The 18,874-nt window shown below is 68.9% G+C and carries 15 protein-coding genes and 1 pseudogene; 9 read left to right on the top strand and 7 right to left on the bottom strand.

The window, feature by feature from the left end:
- The first annotated feature begins 281 nt into the window (after positions 1-281).
- The 7 genes and pseudogenes from VS93_RS19675 to VS93_RS19645 all read left to right on the top strand — a co-directional run bounded on the left by VS93_RS19675 (position 282) and on the right by VS93_RS19645 (position 8,540).
- Positions 282-1,778, top strand: a complete 1,497-nt coding sequence (locus tag VS93_RS19675; protein WP_046471373.1) for a leucyl aminopeptidase — start codon at positions 282-284, stop codon at positions 1,776-1,778.
- An 83-nt stretch (positions 1,779-1,861) separates the two neighbouring features.
- Positions 1,862-3,238: a dihydrolipoyl dehydrogenase gene (gene lpdA / locus VS93_RS19670; protein ID WP_046471372.1), complete on the top strand. Its 1,377-nt coding sequence runs from the start codon at positions 1,862-1,864 to the stop codon at positions 3,236-3,238.
- 72 nt (positions 3,239-3,310) lie between these two features.
- Positions 3,311-4,729 carry a 2-oxoglutarate dehydrogenase, E2 component, dihydrolipoamide succinyltransferase gene (sucB, locus tag VS93_RS19665; protein WP_046471371.1) on the top strand — a complete coding sequence of 473 codons (1,419 nt, stop codon included), beginning with the start codon at positions 3,311-3,313 and terminating at the stop codon, positions 4,727-4,729.
- A 284-nt stretch (positions 4,730-5,013) separates the two neighbouring features.
- Entirely contained in the window at positions 5,014-5,904 is an 891-nt protein-coding gene (locus VS93_RS19660; protein WP_046471370.1) for a TIGR01777 family oxidoreductase, read from the top strand.
- A 78-nt stretch (positions 5,905-5,982) separates the two neighbouring features.
- Positions 5,983-6,682 (top strand): annotated as a pseudogene (gene lipB, locus VS93_RS19655) (lipoyl(octanoyl) transferase LipB).
- A 64-nt stretch (positions 6,683-6,746) separates the two neighbouring features.
- Entirely contained in the window at positions 6,747-7,688 is a 942-nt protein-coding gene (lipA, locus tag VS93_RS19650) for a lipoyl synthase (protein WP_046471369.1), read from the top strand.
- A gap of 117 nt (positions 7,689-7,805) precedes the next feature.
- Positions 7,806-8,540 (top strand): DUF4191 domain-containing protein, encoded by a 735-nt coding sequence (locus VS93_RS19645; protein ID WP_046471368.1) that lies wholly within the window; start codon positions 7,806-7,808, stop codon positions 8,538-8,540.
- Between the two features lie 30 nt (positions 8,541-8,570).
- On the opposite strand, the gene VS93_RS19640 is transcribed toward VS93_RS19645, so the two are convergent.
- Entirely contained in the window at positions 8,571-9,017 is a 447-nt protein-coding gene (locus VS93_RS19640) for an RDD family protein (RefSeq protein ID WP_046471367.1), read from the bottom strand.
- Between the two features lie 279 nt (positions 9,018-9,296).
- Between VS93_RS19640 and glnA the strand changes: the two genes are divergently transcribed.
- Positions 9,297-10,721, top strand: coding sequence for a type I glutamate--ammonia ligase (gene glnA / locus VS93_RS19635; RefSeq protein WP_046471366.1), 1,425 nt, complete (start codon positions 9,297-9,299; stop codon positions 10,719-10,721).
- A 391-nt stretch (positions 10,722-11,112) separates the two neighbouring features.
- On the opposite strand, the gene VS93_RS19630 is transcribed toward glnA, so the two are convergent.
- From VS93_RS19630 to VS93_RS19610, 5 genes are all read right to left on the bottom strand, one after another.
- Positions 11,113-11,565: an FmdB family zinc ribbon protein gene (locus VS93_RS19630; protein WP_046471365.1), complete on the bottom strand. Its 453-nt coding sequence runs from the start codon at positions 11,563-11,565 to the stop codon at positions 11,113-11,115.
- Positions 11,517-12,296, bottom strand: coding sequence for an iron-containing alcohol dehydrogenase (locus tag VS93_RS19625; protein ID WP_046471364.1), 780 nt, complete (start codon positions 12,294-12,296; stop codon positions 11,517-11,519). Before VS93_RS19625 ends, VS93_RS19630 begins: the two co-directional genes overlap by 49 nt.
- A gap of 72 nt (positions 12,297-12,368) precedes the next feature.
- A complete protein-coding gene (locus VS93_RS19620) occupies positions 12,369-13,184 on the bottom strand; it encodes an N-acyl homoserine lactonase family protein (RefSeq protein ID WP_046471363.1) in 816 nt (271 codons plus the stop codon).
- 155 nt (positions 13,185-13,339) lie between these two features.
- Positions 13,340-14,683 carry an MFS transporter gene (locus VS93_RS19615; RefSeq protein ID WP_052745874.1) on the bottom strand — a complete coding sequence of 448 codons (1,344 nt, stop codon included), beginning with the start codon at positions 14,681-14,683 and terminating at the stop codon, positions 13,340-13,342.
- 49 nt (positions 14,684-14,732) lie between these two features.
- Positions 14,733-15,506, bottom strand: a complete 774-nt coding sequence (locus tag VS93_RS19610) for an SDR family oxidoreductase (protein WP_046471362.1) — start codon at positions 15,504-15,506, stop codon at positions 14,733-14,735.
- A gap of 281 nt (positions 15,507-15,787) precedes the next feature.
- Between VS93_RS19610 and VS93_RS19605 the strand changes: the two genes are divergently transcribed.
- Positions 15,788-16,963: an alpha-hydroxy acid oxidase gene (locus tag VS93_RS19605; protein WP_201776691.1), complete on the top strand. Its 1,176-nt coding sequence runs from the start codon at positions 15,788-15,790 to the stop codon at positions 16,961-16,963.
- A 328-nt stretch (positions 16,964-17,291) separates the two neighbouring features.
- Here VS93_RS19605 and VS93_RS19600 read toward each other — a convergent pair whose 3' ends face one another.
- Complete coding sequence (locus VS93_RS19600; protein WP_046471360.1) at positions 17,292-18,728, bottom strand: aldehyde dehydrogenase (NADP(+)); 1,437 nt, start codon at positions 18,726-18,728, stop codon at positions 17,292-17,294.
- Positions 18,729-18,874 lie beyond the last annotated feature (146 nt).

Raw genomic sequence — 18,874 nt, 5'->3', positions numbered from 1 at the left:
CGGTGACGCGGCCCGCCCGCGCCACCCCATGGCCGCCTCAGCATGGACCTGTCAACATCGTCACATTTTTTCACACGACGGTCGGCGCCCCCCGCGAACACGGTTCGCGTACCGGCGGGCCCGGAGGCCGCCGGGCACACCGCGCGGCCGTCCAGGTCCCCCGCCGGAAGGACCGCGTTACACCGCGGAGCGGGCCCCTTTCCGCAGCCGCCTCCCGGGTCGCGCAAGCGCACCGGACGCCGCGTGCCCGGTGACGCGCGACAAGGACTAGCATCGACTTCGTGAGTACGTCGCTGTCAGTCATTACGGAATCCCCCTGCTCGCTGGACGCCGACGCGGTAGTCGTCGGCTACCACTCCGGAGCCGACGGCCCGGAACCCGCCCCGGGCGCTCGCGATGTCGACGCCGCCTTCTCGGGCGGTCTCGCTCAGGCGCTGTCGCTTCTGGGCGCGGCCGGCACCGCCGAGGAGGTGCACACGGTCGCCTCCCTCGGGGCGATCAAGGCTCCGGTGGTGATCGCGGTCGGCCTGGGTCCGGCACCCTCCGGCGGCGGCGCGACCACCGCGGACACGCTCTCCCGCGCGGCCGGCGCCGCCCTGCGCGCACGCGGCGACAGGGCCCGCGTCGCCCTCGCGCTGCCGGCCGACAGCGCGGAGCAGGCCGAAGCCGTGGCGCTGGGAGCCCTGCTCGGCGACTACTCCTTCGACCGCTACCGCACCGGTGGCGAAACGGCCGCCGCAGAGCGGCTGCTGCTCGTGAGCTCCGCCGGCGGCACGGAGCGCGCCGCCAAGCGCGCCGAGACGCTGGCCGTCTCGGTGAACCTGGCGCGCGACCTCGTCAACACCCCGCCCGTCGACCTGGTACCCGGCGACTTCGCCGGGATCGCCGAGGAGGTCGCACGCGAGGCCGAGGGCTTGGAGATCGAGACGCTGGACGAGCAGGCGCTCGCCGACGGCGGTTACGGCGGCATCATCGGCGTCGGCCAGGGCTCGGCCAACCCGCCCCGGCTGGTGCGGCTCTCCTACAGCCACCCCGAGGCCACGACGAGCATCGCCTTCGTCGGAAAAGGCATCACCTTCGACTCCGGCGGCCTGTCCCTGAAGCCCGCCTCCGCCATGGACTGGATGAAGTCCGACATGGGCGGGGCGGCGGCGGTACTGGCGGCGATGCGCGCGATCGCCGGGCTGCGGCCCGCGGTCAACGTGGTCGCCTACCTCGCGCTCGCCGAGAACATGCCCAGCGGCACAGCGCAGCGCCCCTCGGACGTGCTGACGATGTACGGCGGAACGACCGTTGAGGTGCTCAACACCGACGCCGAGGGGCGTCTGGTCATGGCCGACGCGATCGTGCGCGCGCACGAGGACGACCCCGATCTCATCGTGGACGTCGCCACCCTGACGGGTGCGCAGCTCGTCGCTCTCGGCACCCGCGTCTTCGGCGTCATGGCCGGCGACGACGAGACGCGCGAGGAGGTCGTTACGGCCGCCACCGCGGCCGGCGAGGCGTCATGGCCCATGCCGCTTCCGGAGGACCTGCGCAAGGGGCTCGACTCCAGCGTCGCCGACATCGCCAACGTGGCCGGCGAGCGCTGGGGGGGCATGCTCACCGCGGGGCTCTTCCTCAAGGAGTTCGTCGCCGACGGCATGCGGTGGGCGCACCTCGACATCGCGGGTCCCTCCTTCAACCGCGGCCAGGAGTTCGGTTACACGCCCAAGGGCGGGACCGGCGCGGCGACCCGGACACTCGTGCGGATCGCCGAGGCCCAGGCCGAGAATTGAATAAGAGCGACCGGGCGGGACACGCGCCCGGGCGCGACCGTCAGAGCAAGAGGTTTCCATCCACATCAAGGAGTGTCCTTCCCGTGAGTGAGAGCGGCGGCACCTTCGACCTCGTCGTCCTGGGCGGCGGTAGCGGCGGCTACGCGGCGGCGCTGCGCGCGGCCGAACTCGACATGAGCGTCGTGCTGATCGAGAAAGACAAGCTGGGCGGCACCTGCCTGCACTACGGCTGCATCCCGACCAAGGCGCTGCTGCACTCCGCCGAGGTCGCCGACGCCGCGAAGGAGAGCGAGACCTTCGGTGTCAGGGCCTCCTTCGAGGGCATCGACATGGCGGCGGTGCACAAGTACAAGGACAAGGTGGTCGGCGGCCTCCACAAAGGACTCACCGGGCTGATCAAGTCCCGCAACATCACGGTCGTCGAGGGCGAGGGCAGGCTCACCGGCGCCGACGAGGTCACCGTCGACGGCGCCGTCTACAAGGGCCGCAACATCCTGCTGGCGACCGGCTCCAAGCCGAAGACCCTCGGCCTGGACATCGACGGCGAGAAGGTCATCACCAGCAACGAGGCGCTCAAGCTGGACCGCGTTCCCAAGTCCGTGGTCGTCCTGGGCGGCGGCGTCATCGGTGTGGAGTTCGCCAGCGTCTACCGGTCCTACGGCGCCGAGGTCACCGTCGTCGAGGCGCTCCCGCAGCTCCTTCCGCTCGAGGACGAGGCCAGCGCCAAGCTGCTCTCGCGGGCCTTCCGCAAGCGCGGCATCAAGTCCGAGGTGAACATATCGTACGAGAGCCACAAGGTCACCGACTCCGGTGTCGAGGTCACCCTGCAAGGGGGCAAGACGATCGAGGCCGAGGTGCTGCTCGTCGCCATCGGCCGCGGCCCCGTATCCGAGGGGCTGGGCTACGAGGAGGCCGGCGTCCGGCTGGACCGCGGGTTCGTTCAGGTCGACGAGAACCTGCACACCGGTGTCGGGAACATCTACGCGGTGGGCGACCTCCTCCCGACCCTGCAGCTGGCGCACGCCGGGTTCGCCGAGGGCATCTTCGTGGCCGAGCACATCGCCGGCCTCAACCCGCCGGCCATCGACTACGACGGCGTCCCCCGGGTCACCTACTCCGAGCCCGAGGTCGCGTCGGTGGGGCTCACCTCGAAGGCCGCCCGGGAACGCGGCTACGAGATCGAGGAGATGAACTACAACCTGGCCGGCAACGGCAAGAGCCAGATCCTGCAGACGCAGGGCGCGGTCAAGGTCATCTCCGAGAAGGACGGCCCCGTCCTGGGCGTGCACATGGTGGGCAGCCGCGTCGGCGAACTCGTTACCGAGGGACAGCTCATCTACAACTGGGAGGCGCTGCCCTCCGAGGTCGCGCAACTCGTCCACGCGCACCCCACTCAGTCCGAGGCACTGGGCGAGGCGCACCTGGCCCTGGCAGGCAAGCCACTGCACGTCCACGACTGACGCGGCGATGGGGCGGGCCCTTGGGCCCGCCCCATTTTCCGTCGCGTTCCGCACGTAGATCCAAGAGGAACCATGCCGACTTCCGTTTCAATGCCCGCGCTGGGCGAAAGCGTCACCGAGGGCACCGTCACCCAATGGCTGAAGAAGGAGGGCGAGACCGTCGAGGTCGACGAGCCCCTCCTCGAGGTCGCCACCGACAAGGTCGACACCGAGATCCCGTCTCCGGCGACAGGGGTCCTGACCCGGATCCTCGTCTCCGAAGACGAGACCGTCGAGGTCGGCGCCGAGATCGCGGTCATCAGCGAGGCCGGTGAGGCGCCTGCGGAGGAGGCGCCCGCGGCCGAGGAGGCGCGGCCCGAACCCGAACCGCAGCCCGAGCCCGCTCCGGAGCCCTCCCCCAAGCCGCAGCCGGCTCCGGCCGCAGAGGCGCCGAGGACCGAGGAGACGCCGGCCGCGTCCGCGGCCCAGCGGCCCTCCGAGGCCGACACCGCCCCGACAGTCGATATCGAGACCCTCAGCGGCACCGGCCGGAAAGTCGGGACCGACGCCGTCACCGAGGCCTATGTCACCCCGCTGGTGCGCAAGCTCGCCACCGATGAGGGCGTCGACCTGAACACGGTGCAGGGCACCGGTGTGGGCGGGCGCATCCGCAAGCAGGACGTTCAGGACGCCGCCCGCAGGCAACGCGAACGCGCGACAGCGGCGCCGGCCGCGCCCGCGGCCCCCGCCGCGGCCCAGCCGCGCAAGGTCGCCGTCGACACCACGCTGCGCGGTCGCACCGAGCAGATGTCGCCGCTGCGGCGGTCCATCGCCGAGCAGATGGCGGATTCGCTGCGTGTCTCCGCCGAGCTCACCCAGGTCATCGAGGTCGACGTCACCGAAATCGCCCGACTGCGGGAGCGTGTGGGCGAGCAGTTCCGGGCCCGCGAGGGTGTGGAACTGGACTTCTTCCCGTTCCTCGCCGTTGCGGCGGTCGAGGCGCTGAAGACCCATCCGAAGCTCAACGCGGTCATCGACAGCACCAAGTACGAGGTCACCTACCACAGCGTGGAGAACCTCGGCATCTGCGTCGACACCGATGGGGGGATGCTCGCTCCGGTGATCCAGGACGCCGGCGACCTCAACCTCGGCGGCCTCACGCGCAAGATCGCCGATGTGACCGAACGGGCGCACACCGGCCGGGTCACCCCCGACGAGCTGAGCGGCGGTACGTTCACGCTGAACAACACCGGCCGATCCGGCGCGCTCTACGAGACCCCGATCATCATCCAACCGCAGGTGGGGATCCTGGACACCGGTGCCGTCGTGAAGCGCCCGGTCGTCGTGGACGACGCGAACCTGGGTGAGGTCATCGCGGTCCGCTCGATGGTCCACCTGGCACTGACCTACGACCACCGGCTCATCGACAGCTCGGACGCCTCCGCGTTCCTGCAGAGCATCCGCGAGCGCCTGGAAGAGGGCGCCTTCGAGGCGGAGCTCGGCCTGTCCTGACCGCACGACCCAGAGCGCGGGGCGGCACCCGTTCGGGTGCCGCCCCGCTCTTTCCACCCCATCGGTCACCGTTCCCTGGTGTTCCCCAGCACCAGGGCGGTGCGCCGCGGCTCCCGCCATAAGCGGTGCCGCGGCCGGCCCCCATCCTGCGGAGGTCCCATGCCCCGCACTTATGATCACCGATCCGCGCCGTGCGGCGCAGGCGTTTCGCGGAAAACACCGGTGGTTTTCCGCCGCGGAGCCGCTCACGCGTCACGGCGGAGTCGGCGGGTAGGTTGCCGGACATGAAGGTCGCGATCACTGGGGCGTCCGGGCTGATCGGGACGGCGTTGAGCCGCTCCCTCACCACCGGCGGCCACGAGGTACTGCGTTTCGTACGCCGCCCCGCACAGGACCTGGCGGAGATCCGCTGGGACCCCAGCGGAGGTCACGTCGACACCGATCGGCTCACCGGGGTCGACGCCGTGGTGCACCTCGCGGGTGCGCCCATCGGTCCGGCGCGGTGGACGCCGGCGCACAAGCGGCGGATCAGGGACAGCCGGGCGCGGGGGACGCGGACGCTGGCCACGTCGCTGGCGGCCATGGACTCCCCGCCGCCGCGGCTGCTGTCGGGGTCGGCGGTCGGCTACTACGGCGCCACCGGCGAGACCGCCGCGGACGAGCAGAGCCCCGCGGGATCGGGGTTCATGGCCGACGTCGTGGTCGATTGGGAGAGCGCCGCCGAGCCCGCCGAGCGAGCGGGGATTTCAGTGGCGTACCCGCGATCCGGGGTCGTTCTGGCCCGTTCGGGGGGACTGCTGGGTACCGCGCTCCCGATGTTCCGGCTGGGGCTCGGCGCCCGGCTCGGCAGTGGGAAGCAGTCCATGAGCTGGATCTCCCTGGCCGACGAAGTCGGTGCGCTCCGTTTCCTGCTCGACCATCCCGACCTCAAAGGGCCGTTCAATCTGTGCGCACCCAATCCGGTCAGCAACGCCGAGTACACCGCTGCCGTGGGCCGCGCGGTGCGCCGCCCCGCGGTGCTGGCGGTGCCGGGATTCGCCTTGCGCGCCGTCCTCGGCGGCTTCGCCGACGAAGCCGCCCTGATCGACCAGCGCGTCCTTCCGGATCGGCTGCTGAAGGCCGGTTACGCCTTCGAACACGACGACCTCCGTGCCGCCCTGTCGGACATCCTCTAGTCCGTCCGGCCCCGGCACGGCCCCGCAGTGTCCGATCCGACATCGCTCCGACGCAGGGGCGGGCGTAAGGTGGGATGTGTGAGTGAGCTCGTCTTCGCCCGGCTCGGCGACACCCCCGTCCCCTACCAGGAGGCTGGGACCTGCAGAAGCGGCTCCACCAGAGCCGCGTCGCCGACCGGATCCCCGACACCGTTCTCCTGCTGCAGCACGAACCGGTCTACACGGCCGGCAAGCGCACCGGGAAATGGGACCGGCCGCTGACGGATCCGGGAGCTCCCGTCTACGACATCGATCGCGGCGGTAAGCTCACCTGGCACGGCCCCGGTCAGCTCACCGTGTACCCGATCGTGAGGCTCCCGGACCCCATCGACGTCGTCGCCTACGTCCGCATGCTGGAAGAGGCGGTGATCCGCACCATCGCCGAGTTCGGCCTCGCGGGAAAGCGCGTCGAGGGGCGGACCGGCGTGTGGCTCGACGCCGACCCCGGACACGGCAGGCCCGAGCGCAAGATCGCGGCCATCGGTTGCCGGGTCTCACGCGGGGTGGGCATGCACGGGTATGCGCTGAACTGCGATAATGATGTGTCCTGGTTTGAGCGGATCGTGCCGTGCGGGATCACCGACGCGGGGTCACCTCGCTCGCCCTCGAAGTGGAGCGCGACATCACGGTGGCCGACGTCCTGCCGCTCACCGAGCGGCACCTGGCCGACGTGCTCGGCGCCGCCGGATACCGCCGCACCGACGGCGTCCCCGAGCCCGTGGAGCTCGCCGACGCCTGACCCGGGACGCCGCCGAGCACGACGACGATTCCCCATAAGGGACGAGGAAGGAAAGGGGCCCGCGTTGACTATCGCTCCCGAGGGCCGCAAACTGCTGCGCATCGAGGAACGCAACAGCCGGACGCCGATCGAGAAGAAACCGCCCTGGATCAAGATCAAGGCGCACATGGGCCCGGAGTACACCGAGCTGCATTCACTGGTCAAACGCGAAGGCCTGCACACGGTCTGCCAGGAGGCGGGGTGCCCCAACATCTACGAGTGCTGGGAGGACCGCGAGGCCACCTTCCTGATCGGCGGCGACCAGTGCACCCGCCGATGCGACTTCTGCCAGATCGCCACGGGCAAACCCAGCGCGCTGGACCGTCTCGAACCGCTCAAGGTGGCCGAGTCGGTCCGCAAGATGGAGCTGAAGTACGCCACGGTCACCGGTGTGGCCCGGGACGACCTTGAGGACGGCGGGGCCTGGCTGTACGCCGAGACGGTGCGCCAGATCCACAAGCTGAATCAGGGCACCGGTGTGGAGCTGCTGATCCCGGACTTCGACGCCAAGCCCGACCAGCTGGCCGAGGTCTTCGGGTCCCGTCCCGAGGTCCTGGCGCACAACATCGAAACGGTCCCGCGGATCTTCCGGCGCATCCGCCCCGGCTTCCGCTACGAGCGCTCTCTGGAGGTCATCACCCGGGCCCGCGAGGACGGTCTGGTGACCAAGTCCAACCTGATCCTGGGCATGGGCGAGGAGCGCCACGAGATCAGCGAAGCAATGCGCGACCTGCACGAGGCGGGCTGCGACCTGCTGACCATCACCCAGTACCTGCGCCCCTCCAAGCTGCACCACCCGATCGACCGCTGGGTCAAGCCGGAGGAGTTCGTGGAGTTGTCGGAGGAAGCCGAGGAGATCGGTTTCGCCGGTGTCATGTCGGGACCGCTGGTGCGCTCCTCCTACCGTGCGGGCCGGCTGTACCAGCAGGCCATCGAGAAGCGCGCTGCGGAGCCGGAGCGGCGCTGACCGCCCCTCTGGGTGCGGCCCCGCTAAAGGCGGCACCACCACAACGTGATGAAGCTGAGATGGCGGCCATCGGCCGCCATCTCACTTTCCTCGGTCCGGCCCTCGTATCCTGGGGGCATGGCGAAGCAGCCCAAGGACACCAAGAGCGCCCCGAGCACCGACGCCAAGGGCAAGGACGGCACGAAGAAGGCTCCCGGCAGGATCAAGCAGATCGGCCTGGTGGCGAAGGTCGTGCACAAGCAGAGCCCGAAGAGCATCCCGATCGCCGCCGGGGTCGCGCTGCTCGTACTCGCGCTCGCCGTGCTGGGCGGGTTCCTCACCGGGGCCTGGCTGTACTGGATCGTCATGGGTATCCCGGTCGCCTTCCTGGCCGGTTTCGTCGTCTTCACCCGCTCGGCGCAGCGGATCCAGTACAAGATGCTCGACGGCCAGCTCGGCGCGGGTATGGCGGTGCTGGAGAACATGCGCGGCAACTGGACCGTGGAGCCCGGGGTCACCGGAAGCCGGCAGATGGACATCGTGCACCGCGCGGTGGGCAAGCCCGGTGTCGTCCTGGTCGGTGAGGGTTCGCCCGACCGGTTGAAGGGGATCATCGCCAACGAGAAGAAGCGCGTGGCGCGGGTCGCCTTCAACACCCCGATCTACGACATCCAGGTCGGCAGCGGCGAGGGTCAGGTTCCGATCTCCAAGCTGCAGCGGCACCTGACGAAACTCCCACGCAATCTGAACAAGGCCGAGGTGTCCGAACTCCGGTACCGGCTCAAGGCGATGCCCGCCTCCATGCAGATGCCCAAGGGGCCGATGCCCAAGGGCGTCAAGATGCCGAAGGGGCCCAAGGCCCAAGGGCGCTGACGACCCGCCGCTCCGCGGCCCCGGACGTCCTCAGAACCGGCGGGTGACGGTGCCGGCGGCCCGGTCGTGCAGCCCCCGCTGGTCGCGGTCGTGCACGACCGCCGGGATCACCAGGCACAGAAGAGCGGTGCGCAACAGCATGGCGACGGGCCACGGAAGGTCGCGCTCCCCTGTCATGGCGATCCCCACGCCCACGACGCGCTTGCCCAGAGTGGTCCCGAACAGGGTGAGCAGCACGACGTTCTGCAGCGCGAAGATCAGCAGCGCGAGCCCGGAAGCGGCGGACGGGTCCTGCCCGGTGAGGCCGCCTGTGATGCTCTGAGCGATGGCGAGGCTGAGCAGCCAGTCCAGCAGCACTCCGAGGAACCGCCGCCCGAAACCCGGAACCGACCCGGGGCCCTTCTCGGGCATCCCCAGACGGTTGCCCCGGTAACGGAACTCCGTGTTGCCCGCTCCGGCGGTGTCCGCGTCTCCCATGGTGACAACGGTAGCGGGGTTTCGGCCCCCTTCCGGGCGCGGGTGTTCCGTGTCCGCAGGCCCGTCCACGGGCCCCAGCCGCCCGGTACCGCCCGCCACACGCGTTAGGCAGGGAAAACTCCGAGGTACGTAACACGCGTGAAACATTGGAGACATGACTGGGAAACGGCCTCCTCCTAACGTCGGTGGACGTGGCCGAGAGGTGACGCGAAGCGGCCGTTCGCCGGAGCAGCGAGCGGCCTGTCCGCGTGACCTCTGATATCTGCACGGAGGTAAATCTTGTTCAGCAGCGCCGAAGAGCTCTTGGCCTTCACCCGGAACGAGGACGTCAAGTTCCTCGACGTCCGGTTCACGGACCTGTTCGGGTCCACCCACCACTTCACGCTCCCCATCGAGCACGTCGACGCCGGCACGTTCGAAGAGGGCCTGATGTTCGACGGTTCCTCCATCCGGGGCTTCCAGGCCATTCACGAGTCGGACATGCTGCTGCTCCCGGACTTCAGCACCGCTGTGGTGGACTCGTTCCGCCAGCACAAGACGCTGAACCTGACGTTCTTCGTGCACGACCCGTTCACCCGCGAGTCCTACAGCCGCGACCCGCGCAACGTGGCGCGCAAGGCCGAGGCCTACCTGAAGGGCACCGGTATCGCCGACACCGTGTTCTTCGGGCCCGAAGCGGAGTTTTACATCTTCGACGACGTCCGCTTCCAGACCCAGGAGAACGCGAGCTTCTACTACATCGACTCCGTCGAGGGCGCATGGAACACCGGCACCCAGAACGGCGGGTCGAACCTCGGTTACCGTCCCCGCTACAAGGGCGGCTACTTCCCCGTCGAGCCGGTGGACCACTACAGCGACCTGCGCTCCACCATGGTGCGCAACCTGATCGACGCCGGTGTCAACGTGGAGATCCAGCACCACGAGGTCGGCACCGCCGGCCAGGCCGAGATCGACTTCAAGTTCGACACCATGCTCAAGAGCGCCGACACCGTGCAGCTGTACAAGTACATCGTGAAGAACACGGCGTACGCGGCCGGCAAGTCGGTCACCTTCATGCCGAAGCCCGTCTACGGCGACAACGGCTCGGGGATGCACTGCCACCAGAGCCTCTGGAAGGACGGCGAGCCGCTGTTCTTCGACGAGTCGGGCTACGCCCAACTCTCCGACACCGCGCGCTTCTACATCGGCGGCCTGCTCAAGCACGCCCCCGCGCTGCTCGCGCTGTCCAACCCGACGGTGAACTCCTACCACCGCCTGGTGCCGGGCTACGAGGCCCCGATCAACCTGGTGTACTCGCAGCGCAACCGCTCCGCCTGCATCCGCATCCCGCTCACCGGCGACAACCCCAAGGCCAAGCGCCTGGAGTTCCGGGTGCCGGACCCCTCGGCCAACCCCTACCTCGCGTTCTCCGCGATGCTAATGGCCGGCATCGACGGCATCAAGAACAAGATCGAGCCGCCGGAACCGATCGACAAGGACCTCTACGAGCTCCCGCCCGAGGAGGCCACAGCCATCCCGACCGTGCCCGCCTCCCTGGACGACTCGCTCAGCGCGCTGGAGAGGGACCACGAGTTCCTGCTTGAGGGCGGCGTGTTCACCGAGGACCTGATCGAGACCTACATCGACTACAAGCGCACCGAGGAGATCGACTCCCTGCGGCTGCGCCCGCACCCGCGTGAGTTCGAGCTCTACTACGACATCTGACGGCGGGGCTGGCAGAGCCGGTCCTCGACAGTGCAGGCACTGGTGACCCGCGGAAACGCCTTCCGGCCTCTTCCGCGGGTCACCGTCTGTTTCCGCCCTCATCTGCACCGGATGAGCACAGGGTGCCGGTTGGGCAGGGGGTAGTCAGGTACGCCAGTTCTGGGCTTCTGCCTGCACCTCACACACCGTCACTCCACCCGGTACCGGGCCGGCGCCGATGTGGTCGTGCCCGATTGGGCGCGGTACAGCGAAGCGTCGCTGGAGTACTCGGCCCGCCGCCGCGCGGAGATGTCGGCCTCGGGCGCGGTTCCGGCCCCGGAAGGGGGCGCTAAGGAGGGCCCTTTTCCTGCTGGGCCTTACTGATCACGGGGCCGTTGGCCCTGCCGGGCCGCTACCCGGTGCTGGTCCGCCCGGCCCCGTCATGCCCATGGCCGTGGGCGTGCCCGTGCTTGGGAGCGTGGCTGTGGCTGTGCCCGGCCGTTCCGGTGGGAGCGGTCGGCGTGTCGCCGGCGCGCAGAGGGGCTGCTTCGTACCGGCCTTCGTGGGCGACGATCGGCCGCCTGTCGCCGGCCAGTTCGGGGTGCTTGTCCTCAACCTCCTGCCGGGCCTCGGCCGTATGCCGCAGTTCGGTGACGTAGTCACGGTCGCCGCGGTATGTCCCCTTCCAGGTCTGCGGCATCCGCTCCGGCGGCGGCGGCACGGTGGCCGTGCCACCGATCGCGAAGCTGCTGGGGATTTTGCGGGTCGCGCCGCCGCACTCCGGGCAGCTCGGCAGCGGGGCCGTGAACGACTGGATCACCTCGAAGTGGTGGCCGGTCGCGCAGGCGAGTTCATAGATGGCCATCTCCGTCCTCCCCTCATCACAGCGGCAGCGAGCGGTCGAAGATGCCTGCGATGTCGTCCTCGGTGACGGCGCGGGGCGGTGGACAGCAGCCGCTGCCGCTTCATAGCGCCCTTGTAATAGCCGACACCAGCGATGCCGTTGGGGATGCCGATGTCGCGCGTCAACTGCTCGATCGCGGTCGGCAGATGCTCGGCAGGGTGGTTGGGGCGCTCCGTCTGCGGTGCGAGGATCTCCGCAGCCCGGATGTGCCGCTCGGGCTCCGAGCCGGTTCCGGTGGTGGGGACCGCCACCGGCGGCTTGAGCGGGCTCACGGGGGTCAGCGCCTTGCCCACTGGTGCGTTGGTGTAGTCCATCAGCTCGCCTGGGTTGGTGCTGAGCAGGTTGACGGCCTTTGCGGTGTCGATGCTGGAGCCGCCGCCCACCGCGACGAAGGCGTCCCACTGGCCCGACGCCGTCGCATGGTCGATGGCCTGCTGCAGGCTGACGTCGGTGGGCTCCACGTGCACGCCGTCGAAGACGTGGGCTGCGATGCCGAATTGCGTCATCCGTTCGGCGATGCGGTGCGGGGCGCCCGTGGCGGCCACCCCGGTGTCGGTGATCACGAGGACCCTGCGGACCCCGTGCTGGGCGAGGTCGAAGCCGATCTCGTCGGATGCTCCCGGCCCGAACTTCAGCGCCGGTGCGCCGTGGGTGAAGACGGACTCGGGTCCGGCTGGAACGGTGGTGCTCATACGCATCCCTCCTGGGGATCAGATCGGTACCGGCAGCGCAGCGGGACGCTGGCCCCGGACAGGGCCGGACGATCAGACGTAGAAGCCGTTGGGGGCGAGCCGCATCGAGCGCAGCTGCTCGGCGTCGTGGCCGAACACGACAGTGGCGTCCGACTTCTCGGCGATGCCGCGGATCTTCTCCACCGAGCCGTACCAGGCGGACAGGTCATTGACGATGGCAGCGGGGACGGCCGGCGGGCCGTAGGAGTCGCCCATGTAAACGGCGTCCGACGTGAAGAGCATCGTCCCGGTCTCCTGTAGGTCGACCTTCATCGCCATGGTGCCAGGGGTGTGCCCGGGAGCCTCGATGAGGGTGACACCGGGCAGGATCTCGGTGTCCCCGCTGACGGTGTCAAAGTCGCACGCCCCATAGTCCGCCTTGAGGTGTGCGCCGTTGAAGGCGCCCTCGTAGCCGAAGGCGAACTCCTTCTCCTTGTCGTTGCACACCAGCCTCGCGCCGGTGCCGGCGAACATGCCGATGTTCCCGGCATGGTCGAAGTGCAGATGGGACAAGACCACGTAGTCGATGTTCTGCGGTTCGACGGCGAGCTGGCCGAGCCGCGCGTCGAGATACTCCTCGTCGCTCACCTGGTCGTAGGGGAAGAACTCCTGCAGGCCGGTGGGAGCCCAGCGGGTCTCCCAGTCGCGGGGACAGCTGGTGTCCCACAGCAGAGTCCCCTCGGGGGTCTCTACGAGCACGCAGTGGGTGGTGCAGGGGTACCACTCGACGGGCCGCTCGCGCTCGGTGCGCGCCCGCATCGTACGGCCGGGCTTGAGCAGCAGCCACGTCAGGTCGCAGCTCATCGCTCCGCAGCCCAGTATGTGGACCTTGGTCGAGGGCATGACCATGTCGGTCTCCTTCGCTGTGTCAATGGTGTTTGGATGGTTACGGTTGTCGCGAGCCCGCGCCGCGCGGCGACCAAGCGCACCAGTTCCGTACCGCGGGAGCCGTGATCGGCTCCCGCTACGCAGGGCGCCGGACAGCGAACCGTGCTCGATCGCGGTCAGCCACCGGCGTCGTGATCGAGATGCAGGTCCCGCCCGCGGGTTTCCCGGACGATCAGCGCGCAGAGCAGTCCGGCGAGAGCCGCTCCCGCCCAGATCGAGGCGATCGGCCAGAAGGCACCGCCTGCCGCGCTGACGAGTGCACCCGCCACGAGCGGCACGAACCCTGCCACGACACCGCCGAGCTGGTAGCCGATCGATGTGCCGGTGTACCGGACGTTCGCGGAGAACAGTTCCGCGTACAGCGCCGCAGTTGGCCCGTACATGCCCGCGTGCGCCACGGCAAGCGCGAGCAGCATGGCCAGCCAGGTGAGCCCCGTCTGCCCGGTCGCCAGCAACCAGAAGAAAGGGAAGGCGAGAAGAGCCGTGAATGCGGCAGCGGCCAGGAACACGGGGCGCCGGCCCAGTTTGTCCGATAGCGCGCCGAAGTAGGGCACCGTCAGCCCTTCGACCGCCGCCGCAACGAGCATCCCCGTCAGGAGTACGCTCCGCGAAGAGCCGAGGTGGGAAGAGCCGTACGACAGCACGAAGACCGAGACAATGTAGAAGGGGACGCCGGCCGAGACGTACATGCCAACGGTCAGGACGATCGTCTTCCAGTGGTGACGGAACGCCTCCATGGCCGGTACCTTGCGCGCCCGCCCCGACTCCTTCACCTGGACGAACGCCTGGGTCTCGGTGATGCGCGAGCGGAGGAACAGCCCCACCGCGATCAACACGATGCTGAGCAGGAATGGGATTCGCCAGCCCCAGGCGAGGAGGTCGTCGTCGGGCAGCGTGGATACCACCGCGAACACGGACGAGGACAGCACCAGCCCCAGCGGCACACCCATCTGGGGCAGGCTCCCGTAGAAGCCCCGCCGGTGCCGCGGCGAGGACTCCACGACCATGGTCACCGCGCCACCCCACTCGCCGCCGACGGCGAAGCCCTGGAGGAAGCGCAGCGTGACGAGCAGGATCGGCGCCCAGATCCCGATGGTCCGATAGCCCGGCAGCAGGCCGACAATGACGGTCGCCGCGCCCATCAGGAACAGCGTGAGCATGAGCGCGTTCTTGCGCCCCACGCGATCCCCGAAGTGACCGAAGATGGCTCCGCCGAGCGGGCGGGCGACGAAGCCGACGGCGAACGTGCCGAACGCGGCCAGAGTGCCGGCCGTTGATGAGAACTCGGGAAAGAACTCCGTTCCGAAGACCAGTGCCGCGGCGAGGCCGTAGATGTAGAAGTCGTACCACTCGATCGTGGTGCCGATCGTGCCGGCCAGTGCCGTTCTGCGGGTGACGGCCTGGGGCGTCTCGTCGTTGTGCCGTTCGGCTACTTCGTCAGTGACGTGAATGCGACTCATGCGGGTTCATCGCTCTCTCGTTGGGAGTCGGGTGAACCGTCCGACGGCGTCAGAGGGTTGGTACCAGGCCGCCGTCACACCGGACGGCAGTGCCCGTGATGTATGCGGCCTGCGTGCTGCACAGGAATGCGGCGACGGCGCCGAACTCATCGGGTTCGCCGTAGCGCCCGGCTGGGATCGCGGTCTTGGACGCGGCCTCGACGTCGCTCAGTGACTGGCCGGTGCGCTGGGCAGCGGCTTCGTCAACCTGCCGGGCTCGCGCGGTGGCGATACGCCCAGGCAGCAGGGAGTTGACCGTCACGCCTTGTGCGGCGACCTCGGTGGCAAGGGTTTTCAGGTACCCGGCGAGCGCCGCCCGCCCGAGGTTGGACAGCGAAAGGTTCGCAAGGGGCGCCTGCACGCTCGTCGAGCTGATGCTCAGGATGCGGCCCCATCCCTTCTCGAGCATGGCCGGGAGGACGCCCTGCACCAGGATCTGCTGCGGTTTGACCAGCGTGGCCATGGCCTGCTCGATCCCGGCGGTATCAGTGGCGCGGGCCGGCCCCGGTGCAGGGCCCGGCCCGTTCAGGACGAGGATGTCGAGTTCACCGACGGCCTCGCGGGCAGCCGTGAGGAGATACTCAGCGCCGCCGTCCGCGACCAGATCACAGCCCACGCCGACCGCGTTGGGCAGCTCGCCCGCCACCTCCTTGGCTCCCTCGCCCGACCGGCCCGTGACCACAACGGTGACGTCTTCTTCCGCCAGGGCTCGGGCGGTCGCACGGCCCAGCCCGGACGTGGACGCGCAGATGAGAGCGGTTTTCCCTGCCAGATCGAGTCGCATTCCAGCCTCCGTGTATTAAATATAAGACGCTGTCTTATATACAAACCAGATAGTGCCCACGTCGTGAGTCGCACGTCAAGGCTTGACGTCCACCGAACCCAGGAGCGAGACTCCTATTTCTCAGACAGCGTCCAATATTTCGACGTTCGTCGAACGGCTTTGGTACCCGGATATCGAGAGGCATGACAGTGACCGTCACCCCGTCCCAAGCGGCGACCGCAGGCCAAGAGCGGCCTCACGTTGCGCGACAGCGTCCCCGGTGGGCCGAACTACGGGAGGCTTTGCAGCTGCGTCGGCCGACCCTCAACCCGGTCGAGCGGCGGCTCGGGACCGCGCTGAGCATCGGGGATCTCCGTACAGTGGCGGTGCGCACGACTCCGCGCGCGGTGTTCGATTACGTCGACGGTGCGGCCGACGCGGAGCTGACCGTGCGGCGGAACAGAGCGGCGTTCGCGGCGGTCGAGCTGATACCGGAGTACCTGTCGCCGGTCGACCATCCGGACCTGTCCACGCGCGTGTTCGGCCGGGAGATATCGATGCCGCTGATCTTCGCGCCGACCGGCTACACCCGGATGATGCACCACGAGGGCGAGGCGGCGGTCGCGCGCGTGGCCGCCCGCCACGGCCTGCCCTACACACTGTCCACAGTGGGCACTTCGACTGTCGAGGATGTCGCCGCGGCGGCTCCTGGGGGTGAGCACTGGTTCCAGCTCTACCTGACCCGAAACGAGCGCCTCAACGCCGAACTGCTCGACCGCGCGCTCGCGGCCGGGTTCACCACCGTGGTCCTCACCGTCGACACGCCAGTGGCGGCCCGGCACCTCAAGGACATCCGCAACGGCCTCACGATCCCGCCATCGCTCACCATGCGGACGCTGCTCGGCATGGCCCGCTACCCGGCCTGGGTGCTGAACAAGCTGACTACGGCCCCGATCACATTCGCATCGCTGAGCAGCATAACCAGCCACGCGATCGACGCCGTCCGGGTCGCCGACGTCGTGTTCGAACCGACGCTGAGTTACGGGCATCTGGCCTGGCTACGCGCCAACTGGCCGCACCGGCTGCTGGTCAAGGGGATCCTCAGCCCGCGCGATGCGCGTCGCGCCGTTGAGGCGGGCGCGGACGGTGTGATCGTCTCCAACCACGGCGGGCGGCAGCTCGACCGCACGCCTGCCACCCTTACGGTGCTACCCGAAATTCGCGATGAGCTCGGTTCTGACGCCACGGTGATCCTCGACAGCGGCGTCACCCATGGTCAGGACGTCCTCGCTGCGATGGCACTCGGGGCGGACGCCGTCATGATCGGCCGTGCCTACCTGTACGGCCTGATGGCCGGTGGTGAGCGGGGCGTGGAGCGCGCCGCCACGATCCTGCGCGAGGAGTACTCACGCAGCCTGCAACTGCTCGGCCTCAACTCGACCGCCGCCATCGCGCGGCATCAAGTGCGCATGCCTTGAGCGATCCGTGGACGTAATAGGGCCCGCTTCCCGCGGTGGATTCCAGGAGGCGTTGCAGCACGTGGTCGTGTTGACCAGGCCGCGAGCAGTTCATGGAGGCACTCGGCTGGGGTTTCCCAGCCGAGCGTTTTGCGTGGCCGGCTGATCAGCTCCGCGGCGACCGGTCCAGGTCCTCGCGGGCACGCCGAGAGGGGTACGGCCCTGCGGCCTCCTGTCCTTGCGGGACGGATCTCGAAGTCCATCGCACCCCTTGAACTGGGGTGTTGCGACGACCGCCAGCACTCAAGCGCCCGGGGATGCGGGCCCTTTCCGCGTGAGCGTCCCGGTCTCAGGAGGCACGCTGGGGAATACCCAGCGGGTTCGCGTCGCGCAGTGCCGGCGGCAGCAGGTGCTGCGGCACGTTCTGATACGCGACCGGCCGCAGGAACCGGGAGATGGCCTCGGTCCCTACCGAGGTTGTGGCCGGCGCCGTGGTGGCCGGGTAGGGACCGCCGTGCTGCTGCGCGTAGGTGACCGAGACACCGGTGGGCCACTGGTTCCACAGCACACGTCCGGCCTTGGCGGCCAGGAGCCTGATCAGCTCTGCTGCGATAGCGTCGTCGTCTTCGCCCTGGATGGACGCGGTCAGCTGGCCTTCGATGACCTTCGCCACCTCGAGCAGTTCGCTCTCCTCCGCGTACTCGACGATCAGCGCAGCCGGTCCGAATACCTCGCGGATGAGTGCCTGCGGGTCACTGAGCAGCTCGGCCGAGGTCGTACGTAGCACCGTCGGCGCCGGATTGGTGGCGGCGTGATCGCCACTCACCACGACGTGCACCCCAGCGGTGTCGCGCAATTCCCGCAGAGCACTGGCGTAGGAGGTCCGGATGCGGTCGTTGAGTAGAGTCAACGGCTTGTCCGGGACCGCGCCGTGAAGCTGATCCACGAGTTCGGCCGATGCCGGGACCAGCAGGATGCCGGGCTTTGTGCAGAACTGTCCGGCGCCAAGCGTGAACGATCCGACGAACTCCGAGGCGATCGCGGGCCCGCGCCGTTCGGCGGCGGCCTTCGTCACGAAGACCGGGTTGACGCTGCCGAGTTCGCCGAAGAACGGTATCGGCTCCGGCCGGCCGGTGGCGAGGTCGAACAACGCTCGGCCCGCCTCGATTGAACCGGTGAACGCACCCGCCTTCACCCGCGGGTCCACTATGGCGTCACGGCCGGCCTCGGTCCCGAAGATGATGTCGAAGAGCCCCTCGGGCGCGCCGGCGGACCGTAGTGCGTTGTGAACCACCTCTGCCGTGGCGGCCGAGAGTCTGGGGTGGCCGGAGTGGGCCTTGACGATGACCGAGCAGCCCGCTGCGAGCGCCGAGGCGGTGTCCCCACCGGCCACGCTGAACGCGAACGGGAAGTTGCTCGCAGCGAAAACGACGACTGGACCGAGCGGCTCGAGCACCCGGCGCAAGTCGGGCCTCGGGCCCATCGGCCACGACGGGTCGGCGTTGTCTGTTGTCGCCCCGAGATATTCCCCCCGCGTGACCACCTTGGCGAAGAGCCGCAATTGGAACACGGTGCGGACCATCTCGCTATGCAATCGGGCCTGCCCGAGAGACGTCTCCTCATCCGCGAGCGCCACGAGCTTCGGCGCGGCTTTCTCGAGCGCGGAGGCAATGGCCTCAAGGGCCGGGGCACGGTCGGCTGGCCGGAGGCAGCTCCACTGCTCGAACGTGCCTACGGCGGCGGCGACTTTGTGTGCCAGTGCCTGCGGGTTCGTCGGACCGGTCATCAAGCATACTCCTGTGCATCTTAAACTTTATACATAGTCTTATACTTAAGACACACCGTCGCACGCGCTGCGACTCTCGTCAACGTCCTTGACGGCGACCGAGACGGCCCACATACTCAACCAGTAAGACAGCGTCCAAAGTTTCG

This window comes from Allosalinactinospora lopnorensis (assembly GCF_000981225.1).
GTDB classification, from domain to species: domain Bacteria; phylum Actinomycetota; class Actinomycetes; order Streptosporangiales; family Streptosporangiaceae; genus Allosalinactinospora; species Allosalinactinospora lopnorensis.
The sequence above is the reverse complement of the archived record's forward strand: the minus strand, read 5'-3'. Positions and strand labels throughout refer to the sequence as shown.